This window comes from Arthrobacter sp. Br18 (assembly GCF_000520555.1).
Lineage (GTDB): Bacteria > Actinomycetota > Actinomycetes > Actinomycetales > Micrococcaceae > Arthrobacter_D.
The window spans coordinates 13,556-28,877 of record NZ_KI914852.1; the positions used below are offsets into that span (position 1 = coordinate 13,556).

16 protein-coding genes are annotated in these 15,322 nt (G+C 66.1%); 9 read left to right on the top strand and 7 right to left on the bottom strand.

Annotated features, from left to right (window positions below):
* Positions 1-95 precede the first annotated feature (95 nt).
* Both Y704_RS0105530 and Y704_RS0105535 read right to left on the bottom strand, forming a co-directional pair.
* Positions 96-518, bottom strand: coding sequence for an arsenate-mycothiol transferase ArsC (locus Y704_RS0105530; RefSeq protein WP_026549376.1), 423 nt, complete (start codon positions 516-518; stop codon positions 96-98).
* Complete coding sequence (locus Y704_RS0105535; RefSeq protein ID WP_026549377.1) at positions 515-904, bottom strand: ArsR/SmtB family transcription factor; 390 nt, start codon at positions 902-904, stop codon at positions 515-517. The genes Y704_RS0105530 and Y704_RS0105535 overlap by 4 nt, the downstream gene beginning before the upstream one ends.
* 116 nt (positions 905-1,020) lie before the next feature.
* Between Y704_RS0105535 and arsB the strand changes: the two genes are divergently transcribed.
* The 5 genes from arsB to Y704_RS19230 all read left to right on the top strand — a co-directional run bounded on the left by arsB (position 1,021) and on the right by Y704_RS19230 (position 7,102).
* The gene (gene arsB / locus Y704_RS19225; protein WP_051476730.1) at positions 1,021-2,145 is read left to right on the top strand and encodes an ACR3 family arsenite efflux transporter; all 1,125 of its coding nucleotides are present in this window, start codon (positions 1,021-1,023) and stop codon (positions 2,143-2,145) included.
* Positions 2,146-2,147: 2 nt separating this feature from the next.
* Entirely contained in the window at positions 2,148-2,615 is a 468-nt protein-coding gene (locus Y704_RS0105545; protein WP_051476731.1) for an arsenate reductase ArsC, read from the top strand.
* Between the two features lie 48 nt (positions 2,616-2,663).
* Entirely contained in the window at positions 2,664-4,121 is a 1,458-nt protein-coding gene (locus tag Y704_RS0105550; protein WP_026549379.1) for an FAD-dependent oxidoreductase, read from the top strand.
* 88 nt (positions 4,122-4,209) lie between these two features.
* Positions 4,210-5,376 carry a phosphate ABC transporter substrate-binding protein PstS gene (gene pstS / locus Y704_RS0105555; RefSeq protein ID WP_051476732.1) on the top strand — a complete coding sequence of 389 codons (1,167 nt, stop codon included), beginning with the start codon at positions 4,210-4,212 and terminating at the stop codon, positions 5,374-5,376.
* Positions 5,377-5,902: 526 nt separating this feature from the next.
* Positions 5,903-7,102, top strand: a complete 1,200-nt coding sequence (locus Y704_RS19230) for an ATP-grasp domain-containing protein (RefSeq protein WP_253904236.1) — start codon at positions 5,903-5,905, stop codon at positions 7,100-7,102.
* A 21-nt stretch (positions 7,103-7,123) separates the two neighbouring features.
* On the opposite strand, the gene murJ is transcribed toward Y704_RS19230, so the two are convergent.
* Together murJ and Y704_RS0105570 are read right to left on the bottom strand one after the other, a co-directional pair.
* A complete protein-coding gene (gene murJ / locus Y704_RS0105565) occupies positions 7,124-8,653 on the bottom strand; it encodes a murein biosynthesis integral membrane protein MurJ (protein ID WP_026549381.1) in 1,530 nt (509 codons plus the stop codon).
* 49 nt (positions 8,654-8,702) lie between these two features.
* Entirely contained in the window at positions 8,703-9,899 is a 1,197-nt protein-coding gene (locus Y704_RS0105570) for a TerC family protein (RefSeq protein WP_026549382.1), read from the bottom strand.
* A gap of 112 nt (positions 9,900-10,011) precedes the next feature.
* On the opposite strand from Y704_RS0105570, the gene Y704_RS0105575 reads away from it, so the two are divergent.
* Positions 10,012-11,136, top strand: a complete 1,125-nt coding sequence (locus Y704_RS0105575) for an alcohol dehydrogenase catalytic domain-containing protein (RefSeq protein ID WP_026549383.1) — start codon at positions 10,012-10,014, stop codon at positions 11,134-11,136.
* 6 nt (positions 11,137-11,142) lie between these two features.
* Here Y704_RS0105575 and Y704_RS0105580 read toward each other — a convergent pair whose 3' ends face one another.
* The gene (locus Y704_RS0105580; RefSeq protein WP_026549384.1) at positions 11,143-11,358 is read right to left on the bottom strand and encodes a hypothetical protein; all 216 of its coding nucleotides are present in this window, start codon (positions 11,356-11,358) and stop codon (positions 11,143-11,145) included.
* 170 nt (positions 11,359-11,528) lie between these two features.
* On the opposite strand from Y704_RS0105580, the gene Y704_RS0105585 reads away from it, so the two are divergent.
* Together Y704_RS0105585 and Y704_RS0105590 are read left to right on the top strand one after the other, a co-directional pair.
* Positions 11,529-12,014, top strand: a complete 486-nt coding sequence (locus Y704_RS0105585; RefSeq protein ID WP_026549385.1) for a transporter substrate-binding domain-containing protein — start codon at positions 11,529-11,531, stop codon at positions 12,012-12,014.
* Complete coding sequence (locus Y704_RS0105590) at positions 12,011-13,039, top strand: cation efflux transmembrane domain-containing protein (protein WP_026549386.1); 1,029 nt, start codon at positions 12,011-12,013, stop codon at positions 13,037-13,039. Before Y704_RS0105585 ends, Y704_RS0105590 begins: the two co-directional genes overlap by 4 nt.
* 155 nt (positions 13,040-13,194) lie before the next feature.
* Here Y704_RS0105590 and Y704_RS0105595 read toward each other — a convergent pair whose 3' ends face one another.
* Entirely contained in the window at positions 13,195-13,752 is a 558-nt protein-coding gene (locus Y704_RS0105595; RefSeq protein ID WP_035771736.1) for an AMIN-like domain-containing (lipo)protein, read from the bottom strand.
* Between the two features lie 105 nt (positions 13,753-13,857).
* Between Y704_RS0105595 and Y704_RS0105600 the strand changes: the two genes are divergently transcribed.
* Positions 13,858-14,550: an SDR family oxidoreductase gene (locus tag Y704_RS0105600; protein WP_026549388.1), complete on the top strand. Its 693-nt coding sequence runs from the start codon at positions 13,858-13,860 to the stop codon at positions 14,548-14,550.
* Here Y704_RS0105600 and Y704_RS0105605 read toward each other — a convergent pair.
* Positions 14,547-15,314, bottom strand: coding sequence for a YqjF family protein (locus tag Y704_RS0105605; RefSeq protein ID WP_253904237.1), 768 nt, complete (start codon positions 15,312-15,314; stop codon positions 14,547-14,549). The genes Y704_RS0105600 and Y704_RS0105605 overlap by 4 nt on opposite strands.
* Between the last annotated feature and the right edge of the window lie 8 nt (positions 15,315-15,322).

Here is a 15,322-nt window from a genome sequence, read left to right on the forward strand (position 1 = left end):
CATCCGGTAGCGCGCACCTGCCGTGGCAGACCTGCCGGACACGCGCCGGCAGGCGCTGCGCCCGGTACCGCTCGTTCCTCCGGCAGACCCCAGGCCTATGGCTTCGCCAGTTGGTTGAAGAGTGACCTGACACGCTGGTCGATGTCGTCGCGGACCAGACGCATCCGTTCCATGCCCTCGATGCCGCGGCGGCTCGGATCGTCGGTTTCCCACCACTCGTAGCGGGTTCCGTCGATCGCCTCGAGTTGGGCTTCAGCCCCGAGGATAATGACGACGTCGGCCGCTTTCTGCGCTTCCAAACTGACACTTTTCGGGAACTCGCCGCTGAGATCCACGCCCACCTCGGCGAGTGACGAGGCTGACAACTGGTTGATGGCAGTGCCGGGTTTCGTGCCGGCCGACGCGACGGTGACGGCATCTCCCGCGACCTTCCGCATGAGCCCTGCCGCCATCTGTGACTTGCCCCCGTTCTTCACGCAGACGAACAGGACAGCGGGCTTGCTGGCCTTGTATCTCACGCGGGTCTCATTTCAGGGGTGGGGCAGGACTCGCTGAGGACGCCGGCGAGGGTGTTCAGCGCTCCGGGTACAACCGAATAGTATGCCCACACTCCGCGCTTCTCGCGGTGCAGGATCCCCGCGTCCACCAGGATCTTCAGGTGGTGCGACACCGTCGGCTGCCCCAGGTCAAGCGGCTCGGTCAGGTCACAGACGCACGCTTCACTGCCGGGGCTTGAGGAGATCAGCGAGACAAGGCGCAACCGGTTGGGATCGGCAATCGCCTTGAACTGCTTCGAGAGTTCAAGGGCTCGTCCTGCGCTCATTGCCGGCGAACCCGAAGGAGTGCAGCAGGGCGTGGGGTCAGCAACCAGCAGTCCAGGAGGAACTACGGAAATCGTGGTCATCCACCCATTATGCACCGACATTGACAATCATCGATATCTTTCGCCATACTCGATATCGATAAGAATCAATGTCTGCAATCTCGGGGGCGCACCCAGTCCCTCCATGAAGGAGCACGGTGAGCACCGACTCTCTATCCGGCCCACGGATCGCCGCCGCCCGCGGAAAACTTTCCACCCTTGACCGGTTCCTGCCGGTCTGGATCATCACCGCCATGGTCGCCGGCCTGCTGCTGGGCCGCTTCGTTCCCGGTATCGCCGGAGCACTCGACTCGGTGAAGGTTGCGAATGTTTCCCTGCCCATCGCCGTGGGGCTGCTGATCATGATGTACCCGGTCCTGGCGAAGGTCCGGTACAACGAAACCGGCACGGTGCTGAAGGACCGCAAGCTTCTGATCGCCTCACTGGTCCTGAACTGGCTGGCCGCGCCGGCTCTGATGTTCGCGCTGGCCTGGATCTTCCTGCCCGACCTGCCCGAATACCGCACCGGGCTCATCGTCGTGGGGCTTGCCCGGTGCATCGCCATGGTCATGATCTGGAACGACCTCGCCTGCGGTGATCGCGAAGCCGCAGCCGTCCTGGTCTTTCTCAACTCCGTCTTCCAGGTCCTCGCCTTCGGTGCCCTCGGCTGGGTGTACCTGCAGTGGCTGCCGAACCTCCTCGGACTGCCGACCACCAGCGCCGAATTCTCCTTCTGGACCATCACTGCCAGTGTCCTGGTGTTCCTCGGCATCCCTCTGCTCGCAGGCTATCTGACCCGCACCCTGGGTGAGGAAGCCAGGGGACGCCAATGGTACGAGGAGCGGTTCCTCCCCAGGATCGGGCCATGGGCGCTCTACGGGCTGCTGTTCACCATCACCCTGCTGTTCGCGCTCCAGGGCGACGAAATCACCTCGAACCCGTTCGACGTCGCACGGATCGCGCTGCCGCTGCTGGCCTACTTCCTCATCGTGTTCGCCGCAGGCATGATCCTCGGCCGATTCCTGAACTTCGGATACGCCCGCACCACCACGCTTGCCTTCACCGCTGCAGGCAACAACTTCGAACTGGCCATCGCTGTCGCCATAGCGACTTTCGGTGTCACCTCCGGTCAGGCGCTCGCCGGCGTGGTCGGCCCCCTCATCGAAGTGCCGGTCCTCGTCGCACTGGTCTACGCCGCCCTCTGGGCCCGCACCAGGTTCTTTTCCGCAACTGACGCCCCCATCCATCCCAGGATCGCTGATCCTGCCACCACGAAGGTATAGCCATGACTGAATTCCCCCTTCCGGCCTCCACACCCCCTGATCGCGCCGAGCCCGGGAAACCCTCCGTGCTGTTCGTCTGCGTCCACAATGCCGGCCGGTCGCAGATGGCCGCCGGACTCCTCGCGCACCTCTCCGAAGGCCGCATCGAAGTCCTTTCGGCCGGCTCGCAGCCCGCCGACCAGATCAACCCCTCAGCTGTCGAGGCGATGGCCGAAGAGGGTATCGACATCACCGCGGAAACCCCGAAGATCCTGACCGACGACGCCGTCAGGGCCTCCGACGTCGTCATCACCATGGGCTGCGGTGATGAATGCCCGTACTTCCCCGGCAAACGCTATGAGGACTGGGTGCTCGAGGACCCGGCGGGCAAGGGCGTCGACTCCGTGCGCCCGATCCGCGACGAGATCAAGACCCGGATCCAGCAGTTGATCTCCGAACTGCTTCCGGCCGGAACACCCGCCCGCTCGTAGACCGGCACATCGACACTGTTGCACCGCACCCATCGAGGAGAACGCCCCATGCCTGAGAACACAGCACTTCCCGTTGCCGTCATCGGCGCCGGCCCGATCGGGCTGTCCGCCGCCGTGCACCTCCTCGAACGGGGGATGACGCCGTTGATCTTCGAACAGGGAGCCCTGGGGGGAGCGGCCGTCCGGCAGTGGGGGCACATCCGCCTGTTCTCCCCGTGGCAGTACAACATCGATCCCGCGGCCCGCCGGCTCCTGGAACTCACGGGCTGGTCCGAACCCCGCCCCACCGCCCTGCCCTACGGGCAGGAACTCGTCGAGGACTACCTCGAACCCCTGGCAGCCGTTCCGGCCATTGCTGACGCGCTGCACGTCAACACGCGGGTCCTTGCAGTCACGCGGCTCGGGATGGACAAAACCCGGACGAAGGACCGCGACGAGCAACCGTTCCTGATCCGGGTCGCAGGACCCGACGGCGTCCGGGACCACCTGGTGCGGGGCGTCATCGATGCATCCGGCACCTGGAGCCAGCCCAACCCGCTGGGTCAGGCGGGCCTGCCCGCACTGGGTGAAGACTCCGCAGCAGAGTTCATCACCGCTCCCCTGCCGGATGTGATCGGTGAGCTGCGCAGCAGGTTCGCGGGCAAGCGGGTTCTGGTGGTCGGTGCCGGACACTCAGCAGCCAATACCCTCATCAACCTGGGCCGAGTCGCCAGAGCCGCACCAGGAACCTCGATCGTGTGGGCGGTCCGGGGAACCGGGTCCGCGGACCGCCTCTACGGAGGCGGGGACCTCGACGGGCTGCCGGCCCGTGGGGTCCTCGGAAACCGCCTCCGGGCACTGGCCGAGGGCGGCGTCGTCGACCTGCTGACCTCGTTCACCATCACGGAGCTGGAGGCCGGTGGGAAGGCCCTGGCAGTCACCGCCACGACTGGGGCCGGGCAGCGGACGCTCGAGGTGGACGTCCTCGTCCCGGCCACCGGTTTCCGCCCCGACCTCGGCATCCTCCGTGAACTGCGCCTCGAGCTCGATCCTGCCGTCGAAGCGCCCCGCGCCCTGGGCCCGCTGATCGATCCCGAGTTCCATTCCTGCGGAACCGTACCCGCCCACGGCGCCGATGTCCTCGCCCACCCGGAGAAGGATTTCTACCTGGTCGGGATGAAAAGCTACGGGCGTGCTCCCACGTTCCTGCTCGCCACCGGCTACGAACAGGTTCGTTCCGTCGTCGCATCCATCGCGGGAGACCATGCGGACGCGTCCAGTCTGCATCTCGAACTGCCTGAAACCGGGGTCTGCAGTACTGACCTCGGCGGTTCCTGTGACGCGCCCGTCCCTTCTGCGCCTGCACCATCAACGGCAGCGGCCGTCGCAGCGCCGAACTGCTGCTCATCCTCCACTCCCGAAGCCGACGCCCAGGTAGCCGCACCGCCCGCCGATGAGTCGGCCGGCGACTGCTGCGCGGGTCCACAGCTCGTCAGCATCGGGATTCCGACGGGCACCGCCCACTGACCGCCAGCCTCCGCACTCCTTCCCGGCTCCACCGACCGATGGCTGCAGTGACCCTGAGGTCAGAGCCTGCGGATGGGATACTTGCTCAATGCCTACGGTCCGCTTCGTTTCTGATCAGTTCGACACCAATACCCTCACCAGCCGCTTCACTCGGTCCGGTCAAGTGAGGTGGGCCGCATTCTCCTTCGTGGCGTTGCTGCTGACCGGGTGTGGGTCGGATTACCCGCTGGGCGAGGAGCAGCGGAGTGCCGCCGAGCAGAATACCTCGACGTTGGAAGGCAGCACCACAGGCGGCGGTTCAACGGCACAGAACTCCGCGATGACGGCCTGGCGGGCAGGGTTCAGTTCCCTGCACCCGAAGGTACAGGTCCAGTATGCGTCCGTGGGATCCGGAGCCGGCCGTGCTGGCCTTATCGAAGGCGCAACCCAGTTCGCCGGCTCCGACGCATATCTGCAGGACGAGGAAATCGCGGATGCGCAGCAAACCTGCGGAGCTGACGGTGCCATCAACATCCCTGCCTATATCTCACCGATCAGTATCGCCTTCAACCTCCCGGGTATCGACGATTTGAACTTCGACGCTGAAACCATCGGCAAGATCTTTCGGAGCGAGATCACCCAGTGGAACGAACCGGACCTTGCTGCCCTGAACCCGGATGTGGATCTGCCTGACCGGCGGATGACGGTGGTGAGCCGGTCCGATGACTCCGGAACGACCGAGAACTTCACCGAGTACCTGCACGAAGCCGCCCCGGACGTGTGGACTGATGACCCGGACGGGACATGGCCGGGCAGCCTGCGCAATGAGAACGCCCAGGGAAACACCGGGGTCGTCAGCACTGTGGTGCGCACCGAAGGCGCCATCACCTACGCCGACGATTCACTGGTCGACGACACCCTGGGCAAGGGGACACTGAAGGTCGGCGAGGATTTCGTACCGGTCAGCGCGGAGGCCGCCGCCGCCGCGGTCGCCGTCTCCTCGCGTGTGGAGGGACGCGGCGAACACGACATCGCGCTTGAGCTGGACCGCACCACCACCGCACCCGGCGCGTATCCCCTCGTCCTGGTGTCCTACCTGATCTATTGCAGCGAGTACATCGACCCGGCCGCGGTGGAACTGGTGAAAACCTTCGGGTTGTATGTGGTCAGCCCGGAGGGCCAGCAGCTCGCCAGCGATTCGGCCAAAAGCGCACCCATGCCGGAGGCGTTGGCGGCAGAAGCCAAAGCGGCCGTCGAATCCATCGCGGTACGCTGACCCGACAATTTGGCCTGCGACACGGCACGGAACCTTCGGATCCCCACCGACGGCGCTCCGGCAGGAATCGGCTACAACGACGGGCTGTTCGCGGTCACCTTCGACGGGGCCGAACGCGGACGGGTGAAGCCTTCCCCGACCTGTCCTACGCAGAGGAAAACCCCGACGCACCGGGTTCGGGGAACAGCCCGATCGAAACCGTCAGGGGTGTCGGATACCGTATGGCCCTCTGATGTGAAATACGCTGGGTGGAGGTTCCGGGGACATCCCGTTGATCCGCGGCCGGGCCGAAGCCCGCCGGGGTCAGCTGGAGAAACACTCCAGGGTTCCCGAGGGTGCCCGCAGGCTCGGGACGGTCAACGGGCGGACTGGCGTGGGAAGTGTCCTCCGTCGGCGTGCCAGATTCAATCATGAGAGCAATTCTCATACTTTCCCGATAGCGTTGAGCCCGGGCAGGGGTGGCCCGTCGTTAATCGCCAACCGACGCTGCGCTCAGCAGCACCGAGATCATGTTTGAGGTTCGAGTTTGAGAAACACCGATGACGAGGCGCCCGCAGCCGACCCCGCGGTGCGGGACAAGGCCGCCGGGCGTGCTCAGCGGAAAGCACTGATCGTCAGCACAGGCCGCGACCGCGGGGCGCTGGCGGCAGCCCGGTCGCTTCGCCGCGATGGGTGGTACGTGGGGGTCGGCACGCCCGATTCGGGTGGGATGCTCGCTGCCTCGCGCGCCTGCGACGCACGCCATCTAGTGCCCCGCGCGCGCCACGACGGTGCAGGTTTCGTCGCGGGCGTCCGCGAAGCCGTGGAAGCAGGCGGCTACGACGTCGTATTCGGCGGCGGCGACGACTGGATGGCCGCCCTGGCCGCGTATCGGTCCCAAATTCCCACACTCGTCGCCCATCCCGAGTCCGACGTGGTGGAAGCAGCCCTCGACAAGGTGCGGCTCGCATACTCTGCAGCAAAGGTGGGGCTCGCCGCCCCCGTCACCAAGCCGGCCACGGAGCAGGCGATGCGGGAGTGGCAGGGCCCGGTCGTGGTCAAATGCCGCGAACACTGGTCGCCCGGCCAGACCCGGCCGCACCGCATCGAGGCCAAGCTTTTCCCCGGCATCACGGCCGCGCAGAAGCAGATCGACCGGATCCGGCAGGCCGGAGCCGAACCGGTGCTGCAGCAGGTGATCCACGGCAGTCTGGGCGCACTGATCGGCGTCTTCTCCGGGGGCCGCCTCAGCGGCCGGACGCAGCAGGTATCAACACGGCTGTGGCCCACGCCCAACGGCGCGTCGGCGCGTGCGGAGACCATTCCGGTCGATGAGGAGCTCGCGCGCAGGACCGAGGCGCTTCTTTCCGAGCTGGGCTGGCACGGTCTGGTCGAGCTTCAGTTCCTCACGGGCGAGGATGGCGTGCCGCACCTGATCGACCTCAACGGTCGCTTCTTCGGCTCGATGGCGCTGGCCAATACTGCCCGTCCGGGATTGACGGATGCCTGGGGCCGGCTGGCGATGGGCGAGTCCGTGGACCACCTCGATGATGCCGAGACCGGGGTGCGCTACACCTGGCTGGCCGGGGACCTGCGCCGGGCCAGGGTGGAGCGGCGCGGAGGCCTGGTCGCCGACGTCGTGAATACCCTGGGATGGTCACGGGGTGCCCAGCACAGTATCTGGGACCGCCGCGACCTGGGCCCTACCCTGAGCCTTGCGGCGGGGCGTTTCGCGCGCGGCTCCTGACTCCCGGTTCTCCTGGCGAGCTCACTTCCGCCGGGCGGCGCGCAGCATATCCAGGGGAACGTGGCGCTCGGGGGCGCGCAGCACCAGAAGCCCGAGAATGTACAGCCCGCCCACCGCCGCTCCGATCGCGCCGGCAAGGACCGCAGGATGCTCGCCGTCCAGCAGTCCGGCCACACCGTACCCTGCGCCACCGGCGACGGCGGCAAGCAATGCAGCACGTCCCACCAGCGCTGCGGCAGCACCGGCGTCGAGCCCGGCATGACGGCGGTGCAGCAGCCAGCCGTTCAGAACCGCCGCCCCCAGCAGTGACGCGCTCGTAGCGGCGGCGATTCCTGCAAGCCCGAAGATGGGGGCCAGCAGGATGTCCCCCACCACATTGACCAGCATCGCCGCCACCGCCACGAGAACGGGCCCCTTCGAGTCGCCGACGGCGTAGGACGCGCTCACCACCACCTGGCGGCACCCGAGGGCGATGAGCGCGGGAGCGTACCAGATCACTGCGGTGGCGGTCGCGGCGGCGTCCCCGGCATCGAAGGCGCCGCGCCCGAATGCCAGGTCGACGAGCGGGGCGGCCGCCAGGGCAAGAATCAGGCATAGCGGGGCGAGGACGGTCACGGTGACGGCGAGCCCGCGGCCCACCAGCCGCCGCACCTCAGCCGGGTCTTTCGAGGCAGCGCTGAGGGCCGGGTACAGCGGCACCAGGAGTGACGCGATGAGGAGGGTCTCGGGCAGGTTGACCAGGCGCCAGCCATAGGAAAGTGCAGTGATGGCGCCTTCCTCGAGGGTGGACCCGACGGCGCGGTCCACCAGGGTATTGATGTTTCCGATGGCGCTGCCGACCAGCAGGGGCGGCACCAACCGGGCGATCTCGCGGAAGCCCGGGTCCCGCAGGGCCAGGCTCGGCCGTATCCGGGTGCCGAGTGCACGCAGCGGCGGGAGCTGGAGCAGGAGCCGCGCTCCCGATCCGACGACGAAGCCTACGGCGAGCGCGGTGATGCCGTACCGGGGCCCGAAAACTCCCGCGGCGCCGATCATGATGATGTTGAAGGGGACGCCCTGCAGGGAGGACCACACCACCCGTCCGTGCGCCTGCGCCACTGCGGCAAGGAGGTCGGTGCCCGCGATGAGGACCGTAGCGGCGAGGACGATGCGCGTCAGCTGCTGCGTCAACTGGGCCTGGGAACCCTCGAAGCCCGGAGCGATCAGCGAAGTGACCGGGCCGGCAAAGATCCCCATGACGATCGCGCCGAGCCCGAGGACCACCATGGTGACGGTGAGCGCCACATCGAACCCTGAATGCCGCGTGCAGCCGTCTGCTTCGGCGGCAGCTTCCCGTGCCGTGACCGGAATGACGGACCGTGCCATGGCATAGGCGATGAGTCCGAGCACGATGTTCATGAGCCCCTGCGCCACGAGATAGGCGTCGAGGCTTGCTCCCGCGCCGTAGACCGCAGCGATGACGACGTCGCGGAGGAATCCGAACAGGGTCGATACTGCTGTCAGCGCGGTGACAAGGACCGCGGCGCGTGAGACGCTTCCCCGCCTAGCGATGGCTTCCGCAGCCGTCGGGGTTCGGGATGAGAAGAATCTTCATGGACAGCTAGCGGCCCGGTTCGCGTTCGAGAGCGCGGTCATGCTCCACATGTGCTTGCCGGATGAGCTCCATGAACTCGGTCTCGTTGCGAATCAGGCGCTTGTACTTCTCGGGAAGCTTCTGCAGGTCAGCTTCCTCGGCACACATCTTCTCGAAGATCTTGTCCCGCTCCGCAATATCGGTCTCGTAGTTGAGGTCAAGGTACTCCTCCGCGTGCCGTTTGGCTCCCGAGACGGCGTTCTTCGCCTTCCCCTTCGGGCTGAAGACGGAACCAAGGACGGTGATCAGCAGGACGCCGAGGATCACGCTGAGGGAAAGTCCCGTGCTGATTTCGACCACAGGCACCGGCTCGCCGTCGTTGATGAAAGGCAGGTTGTTCTCGTGCAGGGCGTGGAGGATCAGCTTCACGCCGATGAACCCGAGGATCACGGCCAGCCCGTAGGAGAGGTAGATCAGGCGGTCGAGCAGTCCGTCGATGAGGAAGAACAGCTGACGGAGACCCATCAGCGAGAACGCCGTTGCGGTGAAGACGATGAAGGTGTTCTGGGTGAGGCCGAAGATCGCGGGAATCGAGTCCAGGGCGAAGAGGATGTCCGTGCCGCCGATGGCCACCATGACCAACAGCATGGGGGTGAGGACACGCTTGCCGTTCTCGACCGTGAACAGTTTGTCGCCGTCGTAGTGTTCGGATGCCGGGAGGAAGCGCTTGGCGAGGCGGACCATGAGGGTCTGGCCGTCGTCGGAGTGGGCGTGCGGCTTCAGCAGGTTACCCGCCGTTATCAGCAGGATCAGCCCGAAGATGTAGAAGATCCACGCGAAGCTGTTGATCAGCGCAGCTCCCAGGAAGATGAATCCGGTGCGGGCGATCAGGGCGAAGACGATGCCGAACAGCAGTACTTTCTGCTGATCCGCGCGCGGCACCTTGAAGGTGGACATGATGATCAGGAACACGAAGAGGTTGTCCACGGACAGTGCCTTTTCGGTGACGTATCCGGCGAAGTACTCCGTGCCCATGGTGGGGCCGCCGAAGATCAGCACCCCCAGACCGAACACGAGGGCGAGGCCCACGTAGATGGAGGACCAGATGGCTGACTCGCGCAGGGTGGGCGTGTGGGCCTTGCGGACATGGAAGAAGAAGTCGAAGAGCAGCAGTCCCGCGATGCCCACGATGGTGAGCATCCAGACGTAGAAAGGTACTTCCATCCTGCGGCCTCCTTGGTGATTCGATCGGTTCCTACCCCCAACGCTAGTGTGTCGGGGCCTAAACTGGCGCAGGGCTTTCTTTTCGAACAGGGGACACACGATGGAAACGATGATGCGCAGCGCCGTGCTCTACACCGCAGGAGCATCGCGTCCCTATGCGGGAAGCAATCCACTGCGGGTCGAGAACGTGCCGATTCCCCACCCGCGGGCCGGGGAAGTCCTTGTCCGGATCGAACGGGCGAGCCTCTGCCACTCGGACCTGTCGGTGATCGACGGCTCCCGGGTGCGGCCCCTCCCGATGGCCCTCGGCCACGAGGCGACCGGGGTGGTCGAGACCGTCGGCCCGGAGGTCCGCGACGTGGCGGTCGGGGATCACGTGGTGCTGGTTTTCGTCCCCTCCTGTGGACATTGCAGGGCGTGCAGTGCCGGCCGACCCGCGCTGTGCTACCGTGGCGCCGCGGCCAATGGCAGTGGTGACCTGCTGCATGGCGACGCCGTCCTTCGCACGGACGGAGGCGCCAGGATCAATCATCACCTGGGAGTCTCCGCCTTCTCCGAGTACGCCGTGGTGGCCCGCGAGTCGGTGGTAGTGATCGACGACGACGTCCCGTTCGACGTCGCGGCCATGTTCGGGTGCGCAGCACTGACCGGGATCGGCGCCGTCCTCAATACCGCACAGGTGACCCCGGGGCAGTCTGTGGTGGTGTTCGGACTCGGAGCCGTCGGCCTCATGTCCGTCATGGCCGCGGCCCAGGTACCCGACGTCACAGTGGTGGCCATCGATCCGCTCCCCGCCAAGCAGGATCTCGGGCGACGGTGTGGTGCCCACGCGGCAGGTTCCCCCGAGGAGGCAGCTGATCTCCTCGCCGGGCTGACCGGGAACGGGGAGGGCGCCGACGTCGTCATCGAAGCGGTGGGCAGCGCCCGCGTCATGGAGGCCGGTCTGGCATTGCTGGCACGGGGCGGCGCCCTGGTATCGGTGGGCCTGCCCCATCCTGACCAGGAGCTCACGGTGCAGGCCCTGCAGTTCGCCGGCACCGGCAAGCGACTGCTGGGTTCCTACATGGGGGATGCGGTGCCGTCCCGGGACATTCCCGCCTACCTAGGGATGTGGCGGTCCGGGAACCTGCCGGTGGAACTCCTCCACACTGATACGCGTCCGTTGTCCGAGCTCAATGAGAGCCTGGACGCGCTCGCTGACGGGCGCGTGGTGCGGCGCATCTTCACGATGGACTGAGCAGCGCTAGTAGCTCTTCTCGTGCGTGACCCCGTAGGGAACATCGTGACTGAGGGAGACCGTGTAGTAATCGGGCCGTACCCTGTCGATCAGGATTCCCTGGGAGCGGGCGCCGCTTGCAACGTGCTGGAGATCCTCGACGGCCGCATTCAGCCGCTCCTCGAGGTGGAGTACGTTGTCGGCCCGGATCTCGATCGGGCTGCCCGTGTTGGTGCTGTTCATTGATCTGTGGCTTTCATAGTGGGTTTCGTGCTGGTGAATTTTCGTTCGAGAGGGTCAGGCCGGAAGGGCAGGACACCTCGGCGATGAGGAATCCATCTTACCGGGCGGATAAGGCCGCGGGGTGCTAACGTCGCGATCCTGTGACCAAAGCGATGACCGGGAGGTGCGGAATGGCCGGCAAGCAGTACCTCCATCTTTCGATGCTCCTGGGCGGAACGCTGGCCGTGGCGGGTTGCGGTATCTCGATCCCCACCGATCCGGAGGGAACACTCGACCGCATCTCGGGCGCAACGCTGCGGGTCGGTGTCACCGGGAGCGGCGAATGGGTTCAGCTGGACGCCGGTCAGGATCCGGCAGGCATTGAACCGGACCTCGTTCGCGACTTCGCGGAGTCGGTGGATGCGCAGCCGAGATGGATCCCCGGAAGCGAACACGAACTCGCCGAGGACCTCAAGAACGGCGAACTCGATCTGGTCATCGGCGGACTGGCGGACAACACGCCCTGGTCGACACATGCCGGCATGACCCGCCCCTACGCCGAGAGCACGGACAAACGGGGTGAGGCCGTTCGACACGTGATGCTTGTCCCACGGGGCGAGAACGCGTTCTTGTTGGCGCTCGACCGGTTCCTCCTCGAGCAGAAGGTCACCCCGTGAGCAAGCCCGCTCAGGAGACCCCGGACACGAGAAAGGCACCCAGGTTCGGGCACACGGAACTGCCCGACGAGCAGGAGAAGGCACTCCGCAGGGCGAAGAAGTTCGAGTGGATCACCCTTGCCTTCCTGGTGTTCTCCACTGCGCTGGTCTTCGCCGTCCTCGGGAATTCCCAGGCCATGAAAGCGGCCTGGATCGAGGACCTCCTTTCCTTCCTGCCGCCCATCGCCTTCCTGGTGGCGACGCGGGTCATCCAACGCCGCCCCTCCGAGGCTCACCCCTACGGCTTCCACCGTTCCGTGGGAATCGCCCACCTGGTGGCCGCCGTCGCCCTCGTTGTCATGGGCGCCTACCTTCTGGTGGATTCCGGGATAGGGCTGCTCAGCGCTGAACACCCCACGATCGGAGCGGTCCAACTGTTCGGGCAGACGTTCTGGCTCGGCTGGCTCATGATGGCCGCCATGCTCATCACCGCCGGACCGCCGGTGTACCTGGGCCGGGTGAAGATGAAACTCGCGGAAAAACTCCACGACAAGGTCCTGTATGCCGATGCGGACATGAACAAGGCCGATTGGATGACGGCGCTCGCCGCCGCCGTCGGAGTGGCCGGCATCGGCGTCGGGCTGTGGTGGGCGGACCCGGTGGCGGCCCTCATCATCTCCTTGAGCATCCTGCGCGACGGCGTCAGGAACCTCAGCGGTGCCGTGCGCGGTCTGATGGACGCCCGCGCACGGACTTACGACGATGCGGAGGCCGACCCGCTGACGGACATCATCGACCGGTATCTGCAGGAACTGGACTGGGTGGCCGAGGCGCGTTCCAGAATCCGGGATGAAGGCCACGTCTTTCACGTCGAATCCTTCATCGTCCCGAAAGGCGGCCGCCTACCGCCCCTGGAATGCCTGGAGGAAGCCCGCGAAGGCTGTATCGACCTGGACTGGAAAGTGCAGGACATGGTCCTCATTCCGGTGGCGGAACTTCCGGAAGAGTTCCTCCCTGGCGTTGCTGCTGCCGGCGGGGCTCGCTGAGTTCCACCGGCAGCGGCAGGGAATCGATCGGGTCCGCGCCGTGCGGCATGGACCTGATGTGCACGGGGTTGTACAGTGCCAGAGAGCCCTGACCGGGCCGGGTTTGTCCGCTTTTCCCCGGCCGGTCAGAGCTTCTTCCTCGGACCAGATTTTTCCTAGGACCAGAAGTGGGCGACGTCCACGACCAGACGCGACCCTCCTCCCGGAACGTCGAGCACGAAGGTTCGGAAGGGAAGCCGTGCACGGACACCCAGCCCGATCAGAGTCTGCCCCTCGTAGCTGCCGGCCCAGGCGAGCTGCCGGAAGGTCTGGTAACCGGCCACGTTCGCCAACTCGGAACGATCGATGATGGGGTAGGTTGGTTGCCCCTCCCTGTCGTATGACGGGGCATCCATGATCAGCCGCAGATCCGCGTTCCCGCGAAGAGGGATGGGATGGCCCGACCCGATGCCATGCAGGGGGGCGTACTTGACGCTGTAGCTGGGGGCCTTCCCGTCAAGGTCGACCACCATCCTGTCGAAACAGTCATGCCTGCCGGTCCGCACGTTCGCGACCTGCGCGGAGGACGACGCACTGCCCGCCTTCGGAAGCGATCCCCAGGTGGTTCCGCATGCCGCGGAAGCAGGGGCGGTTCCGGCGATACCAAGGCTCGCAACGAGTGCGAGTGTGGCGAGTGCGGCAGGCAACTTCCCTGCCACGCGCGAATGGATCATGACGCACCACCTCAAATTTGCTGGATAGGTGAATCTATGGTAGGAGCTTCCTTGTAAAAAGGACCGGCGGCCGGCAAGGTGTGGCCGAATTGTTAGGGTTCTCCCATGACAAAACTCCCCGTTGCCCTGGTCACCGGAGCTTCCCGCGGTATCGGGCTCGCGATCGCCCACGAGCTTGCCCCGACACACCATCTCCTGCTGGGCGGACGGGACGGTGGGGACCTCGCAAGCCTCGCCGCCGGTCTGCCCTCCGCAGAACCGTTTGCCGCCGAGCTTCGTGACCCGGTCCGTGTGGACGAGGCCTGCGCGGGCATCGAACACCTCGACGTCCTCATCCACTCGGCGGGAGTGCTGCGCATGGGTACGGTGGCAGACCTTTCGGAGAACGACTGGCGCGAGAGCTTCGAGATCAACGTCTTCGCCGTCGCCGCGTTGACCCGGACACTCCTACCGGCCCTTCGGACGGCGCGGGGACAGGTCATCGCCATCAATTCCGGCTCCGGCTACAGCTCGGGCGCCGGGTCCGCTGCCTACAGCGGCACGAAGTTCGCGCTCCGTGCGCTGACGGACGCCCTCCGGGAGGAGGAACGCGGCAACGGGGTACGGGTCAGTTCGATCCATCCGGGCCGTGTTGCCACCGACATGCAGCAGGAACTGCACGACTGGGAGGGCAAGGACTACGCTCCGGAGGCCTGGATCCGCCCGGAGCAAGTAGCGAAGGCCGTCCGACTCGCCGTGGACGCGACCCGCGAATCGACGATCGAAACCCTCAGCATCCGGCCCTCCGGAATCCGTTAGAAGTTCGGCCGGCCCGCGTGCACAACCCGCGGCTTCCCGAACTGGGTCTGGACACCCGGCGAGAACAGCACCGAATCCGGCGGCCCGTCCACGTGGAACTCCGCGGCGCGCAGGAGTCCGTCGTCGAGCTCCGTCACGTCGGCGGGATGCAGCGGCCAGGGCGTATGCGTGTTGGGGATGTAGAGCGTCCGACCACCGACCCTGCTGTGCAGGCCGAAGCGGGCCGTCAGCTCGAGTGACACGGCGTCGTCCGCCGTGCTCGTGGTATCCGGTTGCACCGCGAACCTGGACGACACCTGTCCGCGGTATCGTTCGACGTCGTACCCGTAGGTAGCTGGTTGCGCCGTCATCGCTGATTTTGCCGTCGTCATCGGGCGGCAGCGCGACCACACATACGGAATGCCGCCGGCCCGCGCTGCGAGCACGACGGCGAGCCGGGAGGCGTCGAGCGTCACGAAGACCACCCCCCTGGTGCCGTCCTGTTCCCGGGAGTAAAGACGTACATTGATCTCCGAGAAGGAGCCGAAATAAGGAACGGGAATCCCTTTCCCCAACCCGGCGCCGACCATGCGGAAACCGATCAGCCCCACCCAGGCCGACCCATCGATCTCGTCGGGAACGACGCCCGGCGGCATGAAGCGCGCAACCGAGGACATCGGAATGCGCCAGTGAAGAAAGACTGCGTCGGCCCAGAACTGGTCCATGATGACCGGGCGCGGGAGCTCCGGGGAGCGCGGCCACGGGCCGCCTGGTGTGAGCGTCATGAAGCTTC

What these genes read in the sequence shown, in the direction of transcription:
- Y704_RS0105585 (WP_026549385.1), top strand. Translation starts at nt 11,529, where the DNA reads ATGGCCGGCAAGCAGTACCTCCATCTTTCGATGCTCCTGGGCGGAACG.
- Y704_RS0105575 (WP_026549383.1), top strand. Translation starts at nt 10,012, where the DNA reads ATGCGCAGCGCCGTGCTCTACACCGCAGGAGCATCGCGTCCCTATGCG.
- Y704_RS0105550 (WP_026549379.1), top strand. Translation starts at nt 2,664, where the DNA reads ATGCCTGAGAACACAGCACTTCCCGTTGCCGTCATCGGCGCCGGCCCG.
- Y704_RS0105545 (WP_051476731.1), top strand. Translation starts at nt 2,148, where the DNA reads ATGACTGAATTCCCCCTTCCGGCCTCCACACCCCCTGATCGCGCCGAG.
- pstS (WP_051476732.1), top strand. Translation starts at nt 4,210, where the DNA reads ATGCCTACGGTCCGCTTCGTTTCTGATCAGTTCGACACCAATACCCTC.
- Y704_RS0105600 (WP_026549388.1), top strand. Translation starts at nt 13,858, where the DNA reads ATGACAAAACTCCCCGTTGCCCTGGTCACCGGAGCTTCCCGCGGTATC.
- Y704_RS0105535 (WP_026549377.1), bottom strand. Translation starts at nt 904, where the DNA reads ATGACCACGATTTCCGTAGTTCCTCCTGGACTGCTGGTTGCTGACCCC.
- Y704_RS0105595 (WP_035771736.1), bottom strand. Translation starts at nt 13,752, where the DNA reads ATGATCCATTCGCGCGTGGCAGGGAAGTTGCCTGCCGCACTCGCCACA.
- Y704_RS0105605 (WP_253904237.1), bottom strand. Translation starts at nt 15,314, where the DNA reads ATGACGCTCACACCAGGCGGCCCGTGGCCGCGCTCCCCGGAGCTCCCG.
- Y704_RS0105580 (WP_026549384.1), bottom strand. Translation starts at nt 11,358, where the DNA reads ATGAACAGCACCAACACGGGCAGCCCGATCGAGATCCGGGCCGACAAC.
- Y704_RS0105570 (WP_026549382.1), bottom strand. Translation starts at nt 9,899, where the DNA reads ATGGAAGTACCTTTCTACGTCTGGATGCTCACCATCGTGGGCATCGCG.